Below are 14,728 nucleotides of genomic sequence, written 5' to 3' on the forward strand. Positions count from 1 at the left end.
AACCAATATTATGGATATCAACACGTTACGCGGTCTATCTACCATCTTGGTCATGATCGCCTTTGTCGCCATATGCTTATGGGCCTATAACGGCAAAAAGAAAAAAGATTTTGACGATGCAGCCAACCTGCCCTTTCAGGATGACGATATCGCGGAACGTACCTTGAGCGAAAAAGAGAGAGAAGAACATGACTAGTTTTTGGAGTGTATGGGTCTCAGTCATTATTATCGGTACTTTGATCGGTAGTACATGGCTGCTAGTAGCCACCCGAAAAAGCCAAACTACAGATGAAGAGACTGAACAAAAGATGCCCCATGCCTTCGATGGGATCGAAGAGTACGATAATCCACTTCCAAAGTGGTGGTTCCATATGTTTATCGGTTCAGTTGTTTTTGCATTCGCATACGCATTGCTGTACCCGACTTTAGGTAACTTCCAAGGTTTCTTAGGCTGGTCTTCTACCGGTCAATGGGAAGCAGAAGTTGCTGAAGCTGATGAAAAGTACACACCTATATTCAAAGCCTACGCGGCAAAGCCAATTGAAGAACTCGCCAAAGATGCCGAAGCAATGAAAGTAGGACAGCGTTTGTTTGCTAATAACTGCTCAGTATGTCACGGATCAACAGGTCGCGGCGCATTAGGCTTTCCAAATCTGACTGACCACGACTGGTTATATGGTGGAAGTCCAGACGCGATCAAAACCACCCTCCTGTATGGTCGAAACGGTCAAATGCCTGCCAAAGGTTTAAATCCCGCTATGAGCAAAACTGACATACAAAATATGACTCATTACTTACTTTCGTTTAGTGGACGTAGTGATGATAAAGCAGCTGTTGATGCCGGCGCAGCGATGTACCAGACTGCCTGTGCAGCCTGTCATGGGGCTGAGGCTAAGGGTAATCAAGCCGTCGGCGCACCAAATCTAACAGATGATGTTTGGCTCTACGGCGGCACGGCATCTAAGATCAATCAAACACTCACTTATGGTCGAGCAGGCGTAATGCCAGCACAAAAAGACCTACTTGGTGAAGACAAAGTTCACCTACTTGCAGCTTACGTTTACAGCTTATCTAACAAATAAGACTGTCTGAGACTCGTGGGCCTGGCTGAGTAGCCAGGCCCACTCTCACAGAATATAAGATCTCTTCTCTAGACAGCCTTTGCTCATCACAGACTTTCTAGAAAAGAAACCTTTCCTCCACTAGATATGGAAGCCGTTGCCTATGTCTAAGAAGATCCCAGCCCAAAATATCGAACCCGGTACGCAGAAACTGGAAGTCTACGGCCAAGATTCAAAGCAAGCAGACGTCAGTAAGACCGTCGAGCTCTACGAGTCTCGAAAAAAAATCTACGTCAAAAAAATTGCCGGTCTTTTTCAGCGAATCAGGAAGTTTTCACTCTGGGCCTTGATGGCCATGTACTTTTCAATTTGCTGGATATCAATCAACGGCCAGCAACTGGTTCATTTCGACCTCCCTGCACGTAAATTCCATATCTACGGCATGACATTCTGGCCACAAGAGTTCGTTCTTTTAGCACTGCTTCTAATCATTTGTGCCTACGGTCTGTTTTTCGTCACCACCCTTTTTGGGCGCGTCTGGTGTGGTTATACCTGCCCACAAACTTCCTGGACCTTTATTTTCATGTGGATTGAGGAAAAGGTTGAAGGGAGCAGGAACCAACGAATGAAGCTTGATAAAGCGGAATTCAGCTCTGAAAAGATGATCAAAAAGACCCTTAAGCACACTCTTTGGTTATTGGTCTCCTTTGGCACCGGCCTGACCTTTGTCGGTTATTTCTACCCTATTCGTGAGTTAGTTCCAGATCTGTTCACCTTTAGTGTAGTCGACGCCTGGGCAATATTCTGGATTGGCTTCTTTACAGTTGCAACCTACCTGAATGCTGGCTGGTTACGTGAACAAGTTTGTTTATACATGTGCCCTTATGCACGCTTTCAATCTGTAATGTTTGATGAAGACACACTTGTTGTTTCCTACGACAAAGGTCGTGGAGACCCAAGAGGAAGCCGCAAACGTAATGTTGATTATAAAGAACAAGGCCTTGGCGACTGCGTTGACTGCGGCATGTGTGTACAGGTTTGTCCAACGGGCATCGATATTCGTGATGGGCTTCAGTATGAGTGTATTGGCTGCGCCTTATGCGTCGACGCCTGTGACTCAATCATGGACAAAATGAAGTATGACCGAGGTCTAATCAGCTACACCACTGAGAATGCCCTCATCGGTAAGAAGAGCCATATACTAAGACCCAAAGCCATTGCCTACGCTGTATTATTACTCGGCATGATGGGTGCGTTTGCCTATTCCGTTGCAACACGTGTTCCACTAGAGTTAGACGTAATAAAAGATCGGGGCGCTTTATACCAGCTAACGGGTTTAGGTAAAATCGAAAACACTTATATTCTCAAAGTTATGAATATGAGCGATGAACCCCATGATTTTGACATTACCGTCAAAGGCATTGAAGGGATAAAGATTACCACACCCACTACGGTATCCGTGAAAGCCGGAGAAGTATACACTCAACCAACTAGCATAGAAGTCGACCCCATACATATGGAAGTCACCCACTATGATATTGAGATTACCGTCAAGGCTACAGATAACCCAGACTTGGTCGCATCAAGCGAAAGCCGCTTTTTAGGCAGCGCTGAATAAAGCGACACAATAGAAATTAACTAAGCACAACCGAGGTAATGAAATGAAAGCAGCACAAGATGAACAAGCTAAAAAACCATGGTTCAAACAGCCGTGGCTTTGGTTTGTCCTGAGCGTACCTATTGCTTCGGTTATACTCAGCAGCATTATGGTAACTGTTGCTGTTGTTGGTCGTGACACTCTGGTTAGCGACAACTATTACAAGGATGGCATGGGTATAAACCAGACGATTGAACAAGATAATATGGCGGATGACCTCGGCTTGAAACCAACCTTAGAAATTGTTGATCAAGCCATCATTATTGAGCTAGTCGGTGACAAGTATCACCCTACTCTCCAACAACAAGCCTTTTTAACCTTGAAGATTCTACACCCAACCGTGGGAGACCAAGATCAAGTTATCAAGCTTCTGCCGACACCATCAGGCCAGTTTGTTGGAGATTTAACATCACCAGTTGATGGCCGTCGATATGTCGACCTCTATGCCTTTGACGAAAGCTGGCGGATTAGAGAAGAAGTCACCTTCCCGACAGGAAAAGTAACGCTTAATATAGGTGGCACCGAAAATAACGAGACTGCTAGCAAGTCGCAGGACTAGGTTGGCAACACATGTGCAAGACTTGCTACCACTGCAATGAAGAGATTCCAAAAGGCTTTAGCGCAAAGCTTGAGATTGGCGGAGAACAACAATCGTTTTGTTGTTATGGTTGTTTAGCGATCGCAGAAACCATTGTCTCTGGTGGTCTCGATAACTTCTATCAACACCGCACTGAAGCCTCATTAAAGCCCGACGACTTCACCGACGCACAACGCGATGAACTACTTCTTTATGATGACCCGGCGCTACAAACTGACTTTGTTACGGTAGATGGCAAACAGTCTGATGCTGCACTTAGTATCTCAGGAATTACCTGTGCCGCTTGTATTTGGCTCTTAGAGCGCGAAATCAGCTCACTTCCCGGCCTGATAAATCTATCAATCAATCATACGACTCACAAAGCGCTACTTAGCTGGAACAATGAACAGATCAAGCTAAGCAAAATCCTGATTAAAATACGCAAGCTAGGCTACAAAGCCTTCCCCTATCAGGAAGACAAAGCGAGACAACTTGCCGAGAAAGAGAAACGCAGCGCAATGTTTCGTATCGCTGTCGCTGGTATAGCGGCGATGCAAAACATGATGTTTTCAGTCCCCTTGTATCTAGGCATCTATAGCGGTATCGATGCCGAGTTTATCTCCTTCTTTCGATGGGTCAGCATGTTAATGTGCATACCCGTTGTGTGCTTTTCAGCGCTACCATTTTTTCGAGCGGCCTTACGTGACTTGCAAACACGTCATTTAACGATGGACATCCCTGTATCGCTCGCTATCCTGACCGCGTTTTTTGCCAGTGCTTTCCTGACGATAAACAGCGAAGCAAGCATTGAGACCGATGTCTATTTCGACTCAGTTGCGATGTTTACCTTCTTCCTATTGCTTGGCCGGTTTATGGAAATGCAAACTCGCCATAAGCACCTGAACAGCGATGCCGAAATGGGTAAACTATTGCCTACAACAGCGATCATTAGAACCGAAGATGGCGAAAAAAGTAAACCTGCTCACCAGCTTGAAATTGGAGAGGTACTAGTGGTTAGACAGGGCCAAGTATTTCCTGCCGATGGCGTGGTTATTGAAGGTGTCTCCAAAGTCGACGAGTCAGCCCTCACAGGAGAGTTTCTCCCCATTGAAAAAGCGCTTGGGGCTCAGGTAAGTGGTGGCACCGCTAATGTCGAAAATACCTTATTCGTTCGCATTACCGCTACTCCCAAAGAGAGCCGTGTCGCAGCGATTATTAAGCTCCTTGATAAAGCAGCAAGTGAGAAGCCCAAAACCGTATTAATGGCAGATAAAATTGCCAGCCACTTTGTAGCAGGTGTGCTATTCGCGGCTTGCGTCGTTGGTCTCTACTGGTACTTTAATAACCCCGACGAAGTATTCACCATTGTTTTATCTGTTTTGGTTGTTACCTGCCCTTGCGCTTTATCTCTGGCAACACCAACTGCAATGACCAGTGCCAACACATTCCTTCGCAGCAAAGGCTTCTTAATCACCAAATCTCATGCGCAAGAAGCCATGAACCAGATTACCGATATTGTTTTTGATAAAACAGGGACACTAACCAAAGGTGAACTCAGCATTTCTGGTGTGAAGCTTTTTAGTCACTGCGGAGAAAGTAAAGCGCTTGAAATCGCTGCCGCACTAGAACACCACTCCAGCCACCCGATCGCCAAGCCTTTTTCTGAATTTTTCACCAGCCCAGCCGAAAGGGTTACAAACCATCTTGGAAAGGGCCTCGAAGGTTTTTTTCAGGGGCAACACTACGTACTGGGCAATGCAGAACTCGTTGAACTAAAACAGAGTTGCGAACAAGCATTACAACAGCATAATGGCCTAAGCCTATATCTGAGCGATGGCGAGAACCTGATTGCGCAATTTATGCTAAATGATGCTTTACGCTCCGACAGTAAAGAAAGCATCAAACAGTTTCAGGAAGCGGGTATCACCACTCATATATTAAGTGGAGACCACCAAGACTCTGTCTCCATTCTCGCCTCTAAACTCGGCATCGCTAACTACAAAGCAAAACAGTCGCCCGAGCAAAAATTGGCCTATGTCAGAGGTTTACAGGCCGCAGGCAAACAGGTCACAATGGTGGGTGATGGTATTAACGACCTACCTGTCCTGTCTGGTGCTAAGTTATCAATATCGATGGGCGAAGCCAGCGACATTACCAAGTTAAATTCAGACGCTATTCTGCTCAATGGAAATATGACGGTTATTAACGAAGCTTTCCAAAACGCGCAGAGAACACGTAAAATCATTAAGCAAAATATGACCTGGGCCATCATGTATAATCTATGCATGCTCCCGATGGCTGCAGCTGGTTGGGTTCCACCTTATTTCGCAGCCCTGGGAATGTCCTTGAGTTCTTTATTAGTTGTTTTTAACTCTCTCAGGTTAAAGCGCTAACATGGACAAGTCGCGAGCGTTGGAAAGGTGCTCCAATTAAACTGATTTAAGATAAGAGTTAGCTTCGATGGAAATATTGTATATTCTAATTCCACTATCAATCATTCTTGTTGCTTTAGCGATTGCCATTTTTGGCTGGGCAGTTAAGAACGGACAGTATGATGACCTGGAAGGCCCCGCGCACAGCATTCTCTATGATGATGATAAAGACATGATCCCGGGGCAAAACAACAAAACTCAAAAGAAAGACCTGAATACTAAAGACAGTCAACATAGTGAAAAATCGGACGACTAAGTTTGCTAAATGACCCCGGTATTCTTATTTCTGCCTTTATGCTTGGCTTTCTAGGCTCTGCACATTGCTTGGGAATGTGCGGAGGTTTAGCAAGTGCCTTAGGTTTACATACCTCATCATCAAACAAGGCAAGCTTCTTACTCTCCTATAATCTGGGGCGCGTTATAAGTTATTGCATCGCAGGACTGATTGTTGGCAGCCTTGGTTTCTGGCTGAGCAAACAATTAGCAGCCTTAGAGGTTCTCAGATATTTAGCTGCAACAATGTTAATTCTAATGGGTTTATACCTAGGCCAATGGTTTAATGGAATACTCTGGGCTGAAAAACTAGGTAGTAAACTCTGGCCCTTGATTCAACCATTATCAAAGCGTTTTATGCCTATTAAATCAATCAAAGATGCGCTAGTGGTTGGCATGGTGTGGGGTTGGCTACCGTGTGGTTTGGTATACTCGGCTTTGATCTGGGCAAGCTTGGAAGCAAGTATCTTCGGTTCAGCACTAATCATGCTTGCTTTTGGCCTAGGCACCCTGCCTTCAATGTTGAGCAGCGGTTTATTAGCACAAAAACTATCCGCGACAATTAGAAAACGCTGGTTCCGCTCTTCTGCCGGAGCAATGATGACTTTATTCGGCTTATGGTCTTTGCCAGTCATCCAGAAAACAGTTTACCAGCTATTAAACGCTTAGCTAAGAAGCCCAATGATAAATTTCTGAAAAAGGCTCAAAGAAACTTTCATATTGTTTATACGCAGAGACGGCATCCTGATTTATTTCCCGCCTAATTTGAACATGACTCGCCGTTCTACTTAGCAACTTATCTTCTTTATGAAAATCCAAACACTGTTCTCCCCAAGGCAAGTCGCAAAACGCCATAAGCGCCTTGGATTCAGCTTCCGGATCACACACTAATTCCTCATATTTAACTGTTGTCACACGTTGAGGGTAGGCATTCTTTGTCCGATCCATTGCTACTAAACAATTATCCACATACTTGAATATATTATTTAAGTCATGAGCCCAGGGTAATACAGACATGTTATTTCGCATAATAGAAACAATCGAAGCGAGTGGAGCTCGATCACAATAAACCACCTTCGCTCTCGGCATCACCTTCATAATGAAATCGATTAGGAATATGTTTTCTAGAGACTTATCAGTAAAACGTTTTACGTCGCTTGATGAATCTTCCGGCAATAAGCCATGTCGCATATAAGAAGATTCGAGCTGACTAACGAAAGCTTCCCAAAAGTTTTGTCCACCACTTTGATAAGCAACGGCTAATGCCTCAATAACGGACCCGGTTTCTTCACCTTTGCCAACATTCTGAGGCCCATGACAAATGATATTTTCCAACAAGGTTGAACCACAACGTGGCACACCAATAATAAAAACAGGTTCGAGATTAGCAAGTCGAGAAGTAAAATGTGCAGAATCAGGTGGCGTCAACTGAGGCAATGCCTGCAGATAAAACTCGGTACTTCTCGGAAATTGAGTAATCGAACTGTAAATTCGATGCGCAGCGACAAGATGCTCCATCTCAACTAGCGGCTCACCTTGCTTTTTAGCAAAATTTGCCAACAACCATTGATAATAAAAGCGATTGTCTCCCTCTAAAGTAGCCTCATCAACATCGATTAAGCGTTGATACAATTCGGGGTGAAGACTCTCTGCATCCAATTGAACAAGGCGATATGCAAACGACAGGTTTTCAGGGAAGTCTTCCGAACCTTTATTCAATACATCTTTAGCGACAGCCAACTGTCCGTGATCAACATGTAGTTTTGCAGCATTCAGATATAAACCTTCACTTTTCAATCCGTATTCAATTGCACTCAAATAAACTGATTGTGCTTCTTCAAAACGTAATAGTTGGTACAACAATTTACCTAATTGCATGCGATAACTTAAATTTTCAGGTTTCTTCCCAACACATGCTTTCAGACATTCAACCGCACGTTCAAATTCCTTAGCCTTTACCAAGACCTCGGCATATTTTCCTGATAATTCAATATCATCTTGTACTGAAAGATAAGCTTCGAAAACCTTTGCTGACTCAACAATCATTCCCATATCAGCATAAAGACCCGCTAGTTCCAATACAAAAGTCCTATTGAGGGGCTCGGCTTGGTACACATGCAGCAGGTGTTGTTTCGCTGCTTGATTATCATTTTGTTGGCGAGCAATCGTCCCTAAAGAATAGTGAGCATCACAGTTCTGCGGATCGATCGAAAGAATCTTATTATAGCAACGACGAGCTCGAGAGAGTCTTTCAGACTGTATATACTCGTTAGCCTGCTGCATTAAGGTTTGTATTTCCGACTCGCTCATATTCCTGCCTTTCGATTTCTTATTAAAATGTAATCCCGAGATGTATTCCAACGCAGCGAGAAGACTCGCGTTAGTTTAACGTGGCATAACCTCAACGATCTGAACCATATCATCCTCTTTAGTTCGGGATGAAGAAATAGATTGCTCTAAATCAAACTCATACTCTTTACGTTCACCACTGCGATCAATTGCTAGTGTTTCGAAATCAAAAAGCTGGGTATCCGCTAACTGGGAAGGCGATACATTCTGTAAGGCTGTGAAAATTGACTCAATTCTTGAAGGGTGTTCTTTTTCCCATTGAATAAGCATTTTCTTAATGGATTGACGCTGGAGATTTTCTTGCGAACCACAAAGATTGCACGGAATGATCGGGTAAGCCTTCACCAGAGCAAACTGCTCAATATCTTTCTCACGACAATAAGCCAGCGGCCTAATCACGACATTTCGCTTGTCATCAGAAAGCAGTTTAGGTGGCATAGCTGACAACCTTGAACCATGAAACATGTTCAGAAACATGGTCTCAACGATGTCATCTTTATGATGGCCTAAAGCTATCTTATTCGCTTTAATCTCCTCAGCAAAGGAGTATAAAGTACCACGACGTAAACGTGAGCACAGGCCACAGGTTGTCTTGCCTTCTGGTATCTTGGACTTAACGATGGAGTAAGTATCTCGATCAATAATATAATATTCAATATCAAGTGATTCCAGATACTTAGGAAGGACATGGTCAGGAAAACCTGGCTGTTTCTGGTCAAGGTTTACGGCGACTAGGTCGAAACTGATCGGAGCACTCTTTTGCAGACTCATCAGAATGTCTAGCATGGTGTAGCTGTCTTTTCCGCCCGACAAGCAAACCATAATACGATCACCGTCTTCGATCATATTAAAGTCGGCAATGGCCTTACCCATGCCACTGCGCAAGCGCTTTTGAAGCTTGTTAAACTCGTATTTCTCTGAACCTGCTAAGCTCTGCATAACCCTACAACCTGACAACGACAACATTAAAGGCGCGCATTATAGCGAATTTACGGCTTTAACCCAAAGCCCGGTCTAACAAACGTTTAGCAGCGGATATTTTTTTAAACTGTTCCCCGCAGCCCCCCTTATCAGGGTGATGAATTTGAGCAAGCTTACGATACTGAAGCTTAACCTGCCTTTGGTCAGCATTAGCAGGCAAATCTAATACACTTAGCGCAGCATGCCGATCATCATTTGCCAGAAACTTACGCCAAAACTTATCGAGCAGGTCGTTTACTTCATCTTCTTCTGTTTCAAAATAGTGGCTAATATCAAGGTAATATGCCTTAACCGAATCATAAGATGATAATTCGGAAACTCCTTCTGCAAAGGGTCTTCTAGATATATTTATCAGATTGATGTCGAGAAAAAAACGCTGCTCATCTAGATAAGTGTTTTGTAGCGTGTAAAGGGCGTGTTTTAACAGAAAGTGGGCACGAAAAAGGTCTTTACTCTGACTTATATTGAACTCGGAAAACGGCTCTTGCTGAATGCATTTTAGATGTTGAATAAGCTCAATTTCTTTAACGCTAGCATGATCATCAAGATAGTTATCTATCCCCTTGATAATATCTAACAAGACATCCAAGCTAGTGAGCCTTCTTGCCTAAACGGCTTCGAGGAGGGGCGATGCCTACACCGTTCTTTTCTTTCTGCTTCACTTCATACATTGCCCGATCAGCAGACTTCAAAATATCGGCCGTTTTTTCACCATTATCAGGGTACATACTAATACCTATACTACCACCAACGGTGACCGTTAAACCGGCAACCTGTAAAGGTCTTTCCAGGTTAAACAGTACCTTTTCGGCGACTTGCCGAGCATGCGCGTTGGATTCACAATCATGCAATATCAACACAAACTCATCGCCACCAATTCGAGCTAATACATCCGCTTCTCTGACGGCCATTTTGATGCGCTGTACAACTTCACACAACACGACATCACCCACTTCATGGCCATATTGATCATTCACGATTTTAAAATCATCCAAATCAATAAACAGTACCGCAACACGCTCCTTTCTTCGCTTAGCTAATGCGATCGCTTCTTCCAGTTTTTCAAAGAACAAAGTCCGGTTACCTATCCCCGTTAAGGCATCAGAATGAGCAAGTTCTTTTAACTTATTCTCTAATGCCTTACGCTCGGTAATATCATTAGCCATGGCAACAACCCGCCCAGGTTGCAAGACTGCGTAGTGCCATTCACATAGAACAAGCTTATTCCTATTGGTCCGACTCCAACCCTCAGCAACCTTAACCTCTCGCCGATCAAACAGGTTCGCAATCATTCTACGAAACTTGTTCTGGTCTCCTAAGGGCACCACATAATCGTAAACAGATTGGCCAATGATATCTTCTGAAGCCCAAGCAAAAATTTGTTCTGCCTGATGATTCCATTCAATGATTTTGCCCTGACTATCCATAATCACCATTGCAGTGGGCGTATTATCAACCACAGTTCTAAGCCAAGAAGTGCGTTTATCCAAACGACGGTTCAAGCGCCAAACGTAAGCGAGAAAGCTCAGCAATATAATCGTAATCAGTGAGGCACCAAGCCCCCAACGTTTCACCAAGTCGGCACTAACCCCTTCCTCACTCCTGTAAAGAAAGTCGTCAAGCGAATAATCTGCAGACAGGCTGCCTTGCTCGACATAAACCTTGGCAATATGGTGCCAGCGTTTACTCGTCATATAGCCTGGGGAGATTAGCTCACTTTCTAGCAAGTCTTTCATCTTCTCTGCTTCAAACATTAAATGCGCTTTTGTATGTCGCTGGCTGTAGCGTTCATAGATCAGGTCTACAATTTCTGAGGGGTGATCCATAGCATATCGCCAGCCTTTAAAACTGGCTCGCCTAAATGCTGCAACCCGTTTAGGGTGGTGTTTGAGTTCATGAATCGTAGTAAAAAGGTTGTCACCATAAAAATCGACCCCGGAATCTTTTGGTCGAAACAGCGTGTACGGCTCTCCCAAACGCTCAAACTCAAACACTTCATCAGTGGTATAAACAGACATAGCTGCAACCCTACCCGCCATCACATCTGAAGTATTAAAACTGTGCTTAACAATTTTGAGCGTATCACGCGATAAACCTTCTTTGGAAAGATAAGCCATTAACTCAGCCGAGTTGGCTTCAATCATAATAGGTTTGTTGCGTAGGTCTTGTACTTGCTGAATGTTTGAGTATAAGTTGCTCTCAGGCAAACTGGCGGAGCTTAACAAAGCAAGAGGAGAATGTTGGAATATAACCCCTAAAACGACAACAGGCTTAAAGTGGTTGTGTAAAAGCAGCAACTCACTGGTGCCAACTCCAAATTCAGCCTCACCATTAACGACGACTTCAATAGGGTCCATCTCTGGCTCGGCTTCCCGAATGGCGACATCCAAACCTTCTTCAGCGTAAAAACCTTTTTCCAGCGCCGCATAATAACCCGCAAATTGAAACTGATGTTTCCATTTGAGCTGTAGAGTTACACTTTCGCTGGACAAAGCATAGGGCACAGATGCCACCAACAAAGTCAGACTGAAAATCCAATTCTTAATCACATAGAAGCTCCTGCCTCTCGCCTCTTAGCACTGAAGGGCTATTACTATATTGTTCACTTCTCGACAATTTCCTAATATTATGCGCGACAATAGTGAAAACTACTATCCTTAAAGTCTAGCATTCAACTATCACTGACGCTTAATTTTGTTCAGTTTTTACGCGTCCGACGGCATCTAACCAGCCGCTATAGAGTTTTTTTGCATCTTCTGGACAAATATCAGGTGAAAAACGTTTATCAAGATGCCACATATCTGCAATCGTCTCGACGCTTTCAAATAAACCGGCCTTTAAACCAGCCAAGTATGCCGCACCTAATGCCGTGGTCTCGACAATTTCAGGCCGGTCAACCGAAACATTCAGAAGGTCAGATAGAAACTGTACAACCCAGTCATTGACCACCATGCCTCCATCTACTCTTAAAGTGTTTACTTGCGCACCATCTTTCTCCATCGCGTGGAGCAGATCCCTTGTCTGATAACACACTGACTGTAGGCCAGCTGTGACGATTTCTTCTATCCCCGTATCTCGAGTTAAACCGAACAAAGCACCTCGTGCATTCGGATCCCAATAAGGCGCACCTAAGCCAGTAAAGGCTGGTACCAGATAAACCGAATTGTCATAACCAACCTTCTTGGCCATCGCCACCGTTTCACTAGCATGAGAGATAAACTTTAAGCCATCACGCAACCATTGCACTGCCGCTCCTGCAACAAAGATGCTGCCCTCCAGAGCGTATGTCACTTCAGAATTCAGACGGTAGGCAACAGTAGTCAGTAAACGATTATTGGAGCGTAGTGGCTTCGCACCCGTATTGGCAATCATAAAGCAACCTGTTCCATAAGTGCTTTTGATCATGCCTGGCGTAAAGCAAGCCTGCCCTACCAAGGCGGACTGCTGATCACCTATCATACCGTAGACAGGCATAGAGATACCGAAAAGCTCAGCCTCGGTGTCACCAAACTCATCACTGCTATCCTTGACCTCAGGCAACAACTGTTCCGGGACATCAAAAATCTGTAACAGTTCTTTATCCCACTCTTGTGTATGTATATTGAACAAGGAAGTTCGAGAGGCGTTCGTGGCGTCACTGGCATGCGACCGACCACCGGTTAAGCGCCATAGCAGGAAAGTATCGACAGTTCCAAACGCCAAGTCCCCTTCGCGAGCTCGTTCATCAGCATCATCGACATTATCAAGAATCCAACGAATCTTACTCGCTGAGAAGTATGGGTCTACCAACAAGCCAGTCTTTTCAGAAATAGTATCTTCCAAGCCTTTATCTTTCAGGCTCTGGCAAAACTCAGAGGTTCGGCGATCCTGCCAAACAATTGCCGGATAGATTGCCTTTCCTGTCTTTCTATCCCAAACAATCGTCGTCTCCCGCTGATTGGTAATACCGATCCCCATTACCTGGTCGGATTCAAGATCTAATTTGGCAAGAACTTGCTTGATTACGCTGACAGTCGTACTCCATATTTCTTCTGGATCATGTTCGACCCATCCATCGTTTGGAAAGTGCTGGGTAAATTCAGCTTGCGCAGTAAACGCTACACGGCCTTGGTGATCAAATAGTAAAGCACGTGAGCTTGTCGTCCCTTGATCAATAGAAAGAATGAACTGAGCCATATTATGATCCCTAAAAATATTATTTTGTCGTATAGTTCAATACACTTACATGTGTAAATGTTATTATTTCAATATTAGCCAGGTGTGCAGGTGAAGGGTTCTTCTATATTGCACGACCTATGCTTTCGTTAACTGTTTATAAGAAGTCTGCGTTACCATGAAACAAAGTGAAAGACACTCTCGTATCATAGAGATCGTAAGTAGTTCCGGGTTTGCAACAATTGAAGAGCTTGCCAGCAAATTTGATGTTACACCACAAACCATTCGTCGAGACTTAAAAGAGCTCGACAACGAAAACAAGATCCAACGTTTTCACGGCGGCGCTGGCCTTAGCTCCACTATTTTAAATACCTCTTACTCTAACCGTAAAGTTGCTTTCCTCAAAGAAAAGCAGCGTATTGCTGAAGCCGTGGCGCTAGAGATTCCTGACCACTCTTCTATCTTCATCAATATCGGCACCACCACTGAAGCAATAGCCCAGACACTTCTCAACCACAATAACCTCACGGTGATTACTAACAACCTTCACGTAGCGAGCATCTTGAGCACCAAAGATGACTTTACAATTATTATCGCGGGCGGTGTTGTCCGCAATCGTGATGGAGGTGTAATGGGTGAAGCAACGATAGATTTCGTCAGCCAGTTTAAAGTCGACTACGCGATCATTGGTATCAGCGGTATCGACGATACAGGTGACCTGCTCGACTTCGACTATCAGGAAGTGAGAGTTTCTCGAGCAATTGTCGAGAACTCCCGCAATATTTTCCTTGCCGCTGACCATTCAAAATTCGGACGGGATGCCTTAACTCGGCTTGGTAACATTGCCGAAGCTCATCATATATTTACCAGTGAAACACCACCGGAAAGCATCGTAAGTATTCTGAATAAAGAAAATATCAAGCTTACCGTCGCCTAACCCCTACCAATTCAACCCTGCATCGACGCCTTACTGAACCTGCGTCGATGTTTGTTTATCACTTCTACATAGCTATTTTTCACGCGCCATTTATAACAATTCACGCCGTCCTATTCTAAGATTATTTTCAATTAATTTTCAGAAAGCCTAATTCTGTCACGCTTTTTCGAAAAACTGTTGAACAATTATTACATTTCGCCTAGCCAAATGTTCGTTTTATGACATAATATGTAAAATTATTAACGTTTTTGAGGATTATATGAACATTAGCAGTGAAAAAAAGGAACTTTTCTATGATTTAGCTAT

The 14,728-nt window shown here is 44.0% G+C and carries 13 protein-coding genes; 8 read left to right on the forward strand and 5 right to left on the reverse strand.

Annotated elements, in window-relative coordinates; genetic code table 11:
- Positions 1-10 precede the first annotated feature (10 nt).
- The 7 genes from A3756_RS20615 (at position 11) to A3756_RS20645 (ending at position 6,669) form a co-directional block, all read left to right on the forward strand.
- Complete coding sequence (locus A3756_RS20615) at positions 11-196, forward strand: CcoQ/FixQ family Cbb3-type cytochrome c oxidase assembly chaperone (RefSeq protein WP_068509685.1); 186 nt, start codon at positions 11-13, stop codon at positions 194-196.
- Positions 189-1,082: a cytochrome-c oxidase, cbb3-type subunit III gene (ccoP, locus tag A3756_RS20620; RefSeq protein WP_068509683.1), complete on the forward strand. Its 894-nt coding sequence runs from the start codon at positions 189-191 to the stop codon at positions 1,080-1,082. Before A3756_RS20615 ends, ccoP begins: the two co-directional genes overlap by 8 nt.
- 142 nt (positions 1,083-1,224) lie before the next feature.
- Complete coding sequence (gene ccoG / locus A3756_RS20625; RefSeq protein WP_068514732.1) at positions 1,225-2,679, forward strand: cytochrome c oxidase accessory protein CcoG; 1,455 nt, start codon at positions 1,225-1,227, stop codon at positions 2,677-2,679.
- 43 nt (positions 2,680-2,722) lie between these two features.
- A complete protein-coding gene (locus tag A3756_RS20630) occupies positions 2,723-3,277 on the forward strand; it encodes a FixH family protein (protein WP_068514731.1) in 555 nt (184 codons plus the stop codon).
- Between the two features lie 11 nt (positions 3,278-3,288).
- The gene (locus tag A3756_RS20635) at positions 3,289-5,688 is read left to right on the forward strand and encodes a heavy metal translocating P-type ATPase (protein WP_068554476.1); all 2,400 of its coding nucleotides are present in this window, start codon (positions 3,289-3,291) and stop codon (positions 5,686-5,688) included.
- Positions 5,689-5,755: 67 nt separating this feature from the next.
- The gene (gene ccoS, locus A3756_RS20640) at positions 5,756-5,983 is read left to right on the forward strand and encodes a cbb3-type cytochrome oxidase assembly protein CcoS (protein ID WP_068554477.1); all 228 of its coding nucleotides are present in this window, start codon (positions 5,756-5,758) and stop codon (positions 5,981-5,983) included.
- Between the two features lie 2 nt (positions 5,984-5,985).
- Entirely contained in the window at positions 5,986-6,669 is a 684-nt protein-coding gene (locus A3756_RS20645; RefSeq protein ID WP_231875596.1) for a sulfite exporter TauE/SafE family protein, read from the forward strand.
- Here the strand turns inward: A3756_RS20645 and A3756_RS20650 are convergent, their stop codons facing one another.
- From A3756_RS20650 to glpK, 5 genes are all read right to left on the reverse strand, one after another.
- Positions 6,670-8,310 carry a sulfotransferase gene (locus tag A3756_RS20650; protein ID WP_068554478.1) on the reverse strand — a complete coding sequence of 547 codons (1,641 nt, stop codon included), beginning with the start codon at positions 8,308-8,310 and terminating at the stop codon, positions 6,670-6,672.
- A gap of 75 nt (positions 8,311-8,385) precedes the next feature.
- Positions 8,386-9,288, reverse strand: a complete 903-nt coding sequence (gene ttcA / locus A3756_RS20655; RefSeq protein WP_068554480.1) for a tRNA 2-thiocytidine(32) synthetase TtcA — start codon at positions 9,286-9,288, stop codon at positions 8,386-8,388.
- 58 nt (positions 9,289-9,346) lie between these two features.
- A complete protein-coding gene (locus tag A3756_RS20660; RefSeq protein WP_068554482.1) occupies positions 9,347-9,919 on the reverse strand; it encodes a DNA-J related domain-containing protein in 573 nt (190 codons plus the stop codon).
- Position 9,920: 1 nt separating this feature from the next.
- Positions 9,921-11,879, reverse strand: a complete 1,959-nt coding sequence (locus tag A3756_RS20665) for a diguanylate cyclase (RefSeq protein ID WP_068554484.1) — start codon at positions 11,877-11,879, stop codon at positions 9,921-9,923.
- Between the two features lie 139 nt (positions 11,880-12,018).
- A complete protein-coding gene (gene glpK, locus A3756_RS20670; RefSeq protein WP_068513108.1) occupies positions 12,019-13,506 on the reverse strand; it encodes a glycerol kinase GlpK in 1,488 nt (495 codons plus the stop codon).
- A 157-nt stretch (positions 13,507-13,663) separates the two neighbouring features.
- On the opposite strand from glpK, the gene A3756_RS20675 reads away from it, so the two are divergent.
- Positions 13,664-14,422, forward strand: a complete 759-nt coding sequence (locus tag A3756_RS20675; protein WP_068554486.1) for a DeoR/GlpR family transcriptional regulator — start codon at positions 13,664-13,666, stop codon at positions 14,420-14,422.
- Positions 14,423-14,728: the final 306 nt, after the last annotated feature.

The sequence above is a fragment of the Oleiphilus sp. HI0086 genome, from assembly GCF_001635225.1.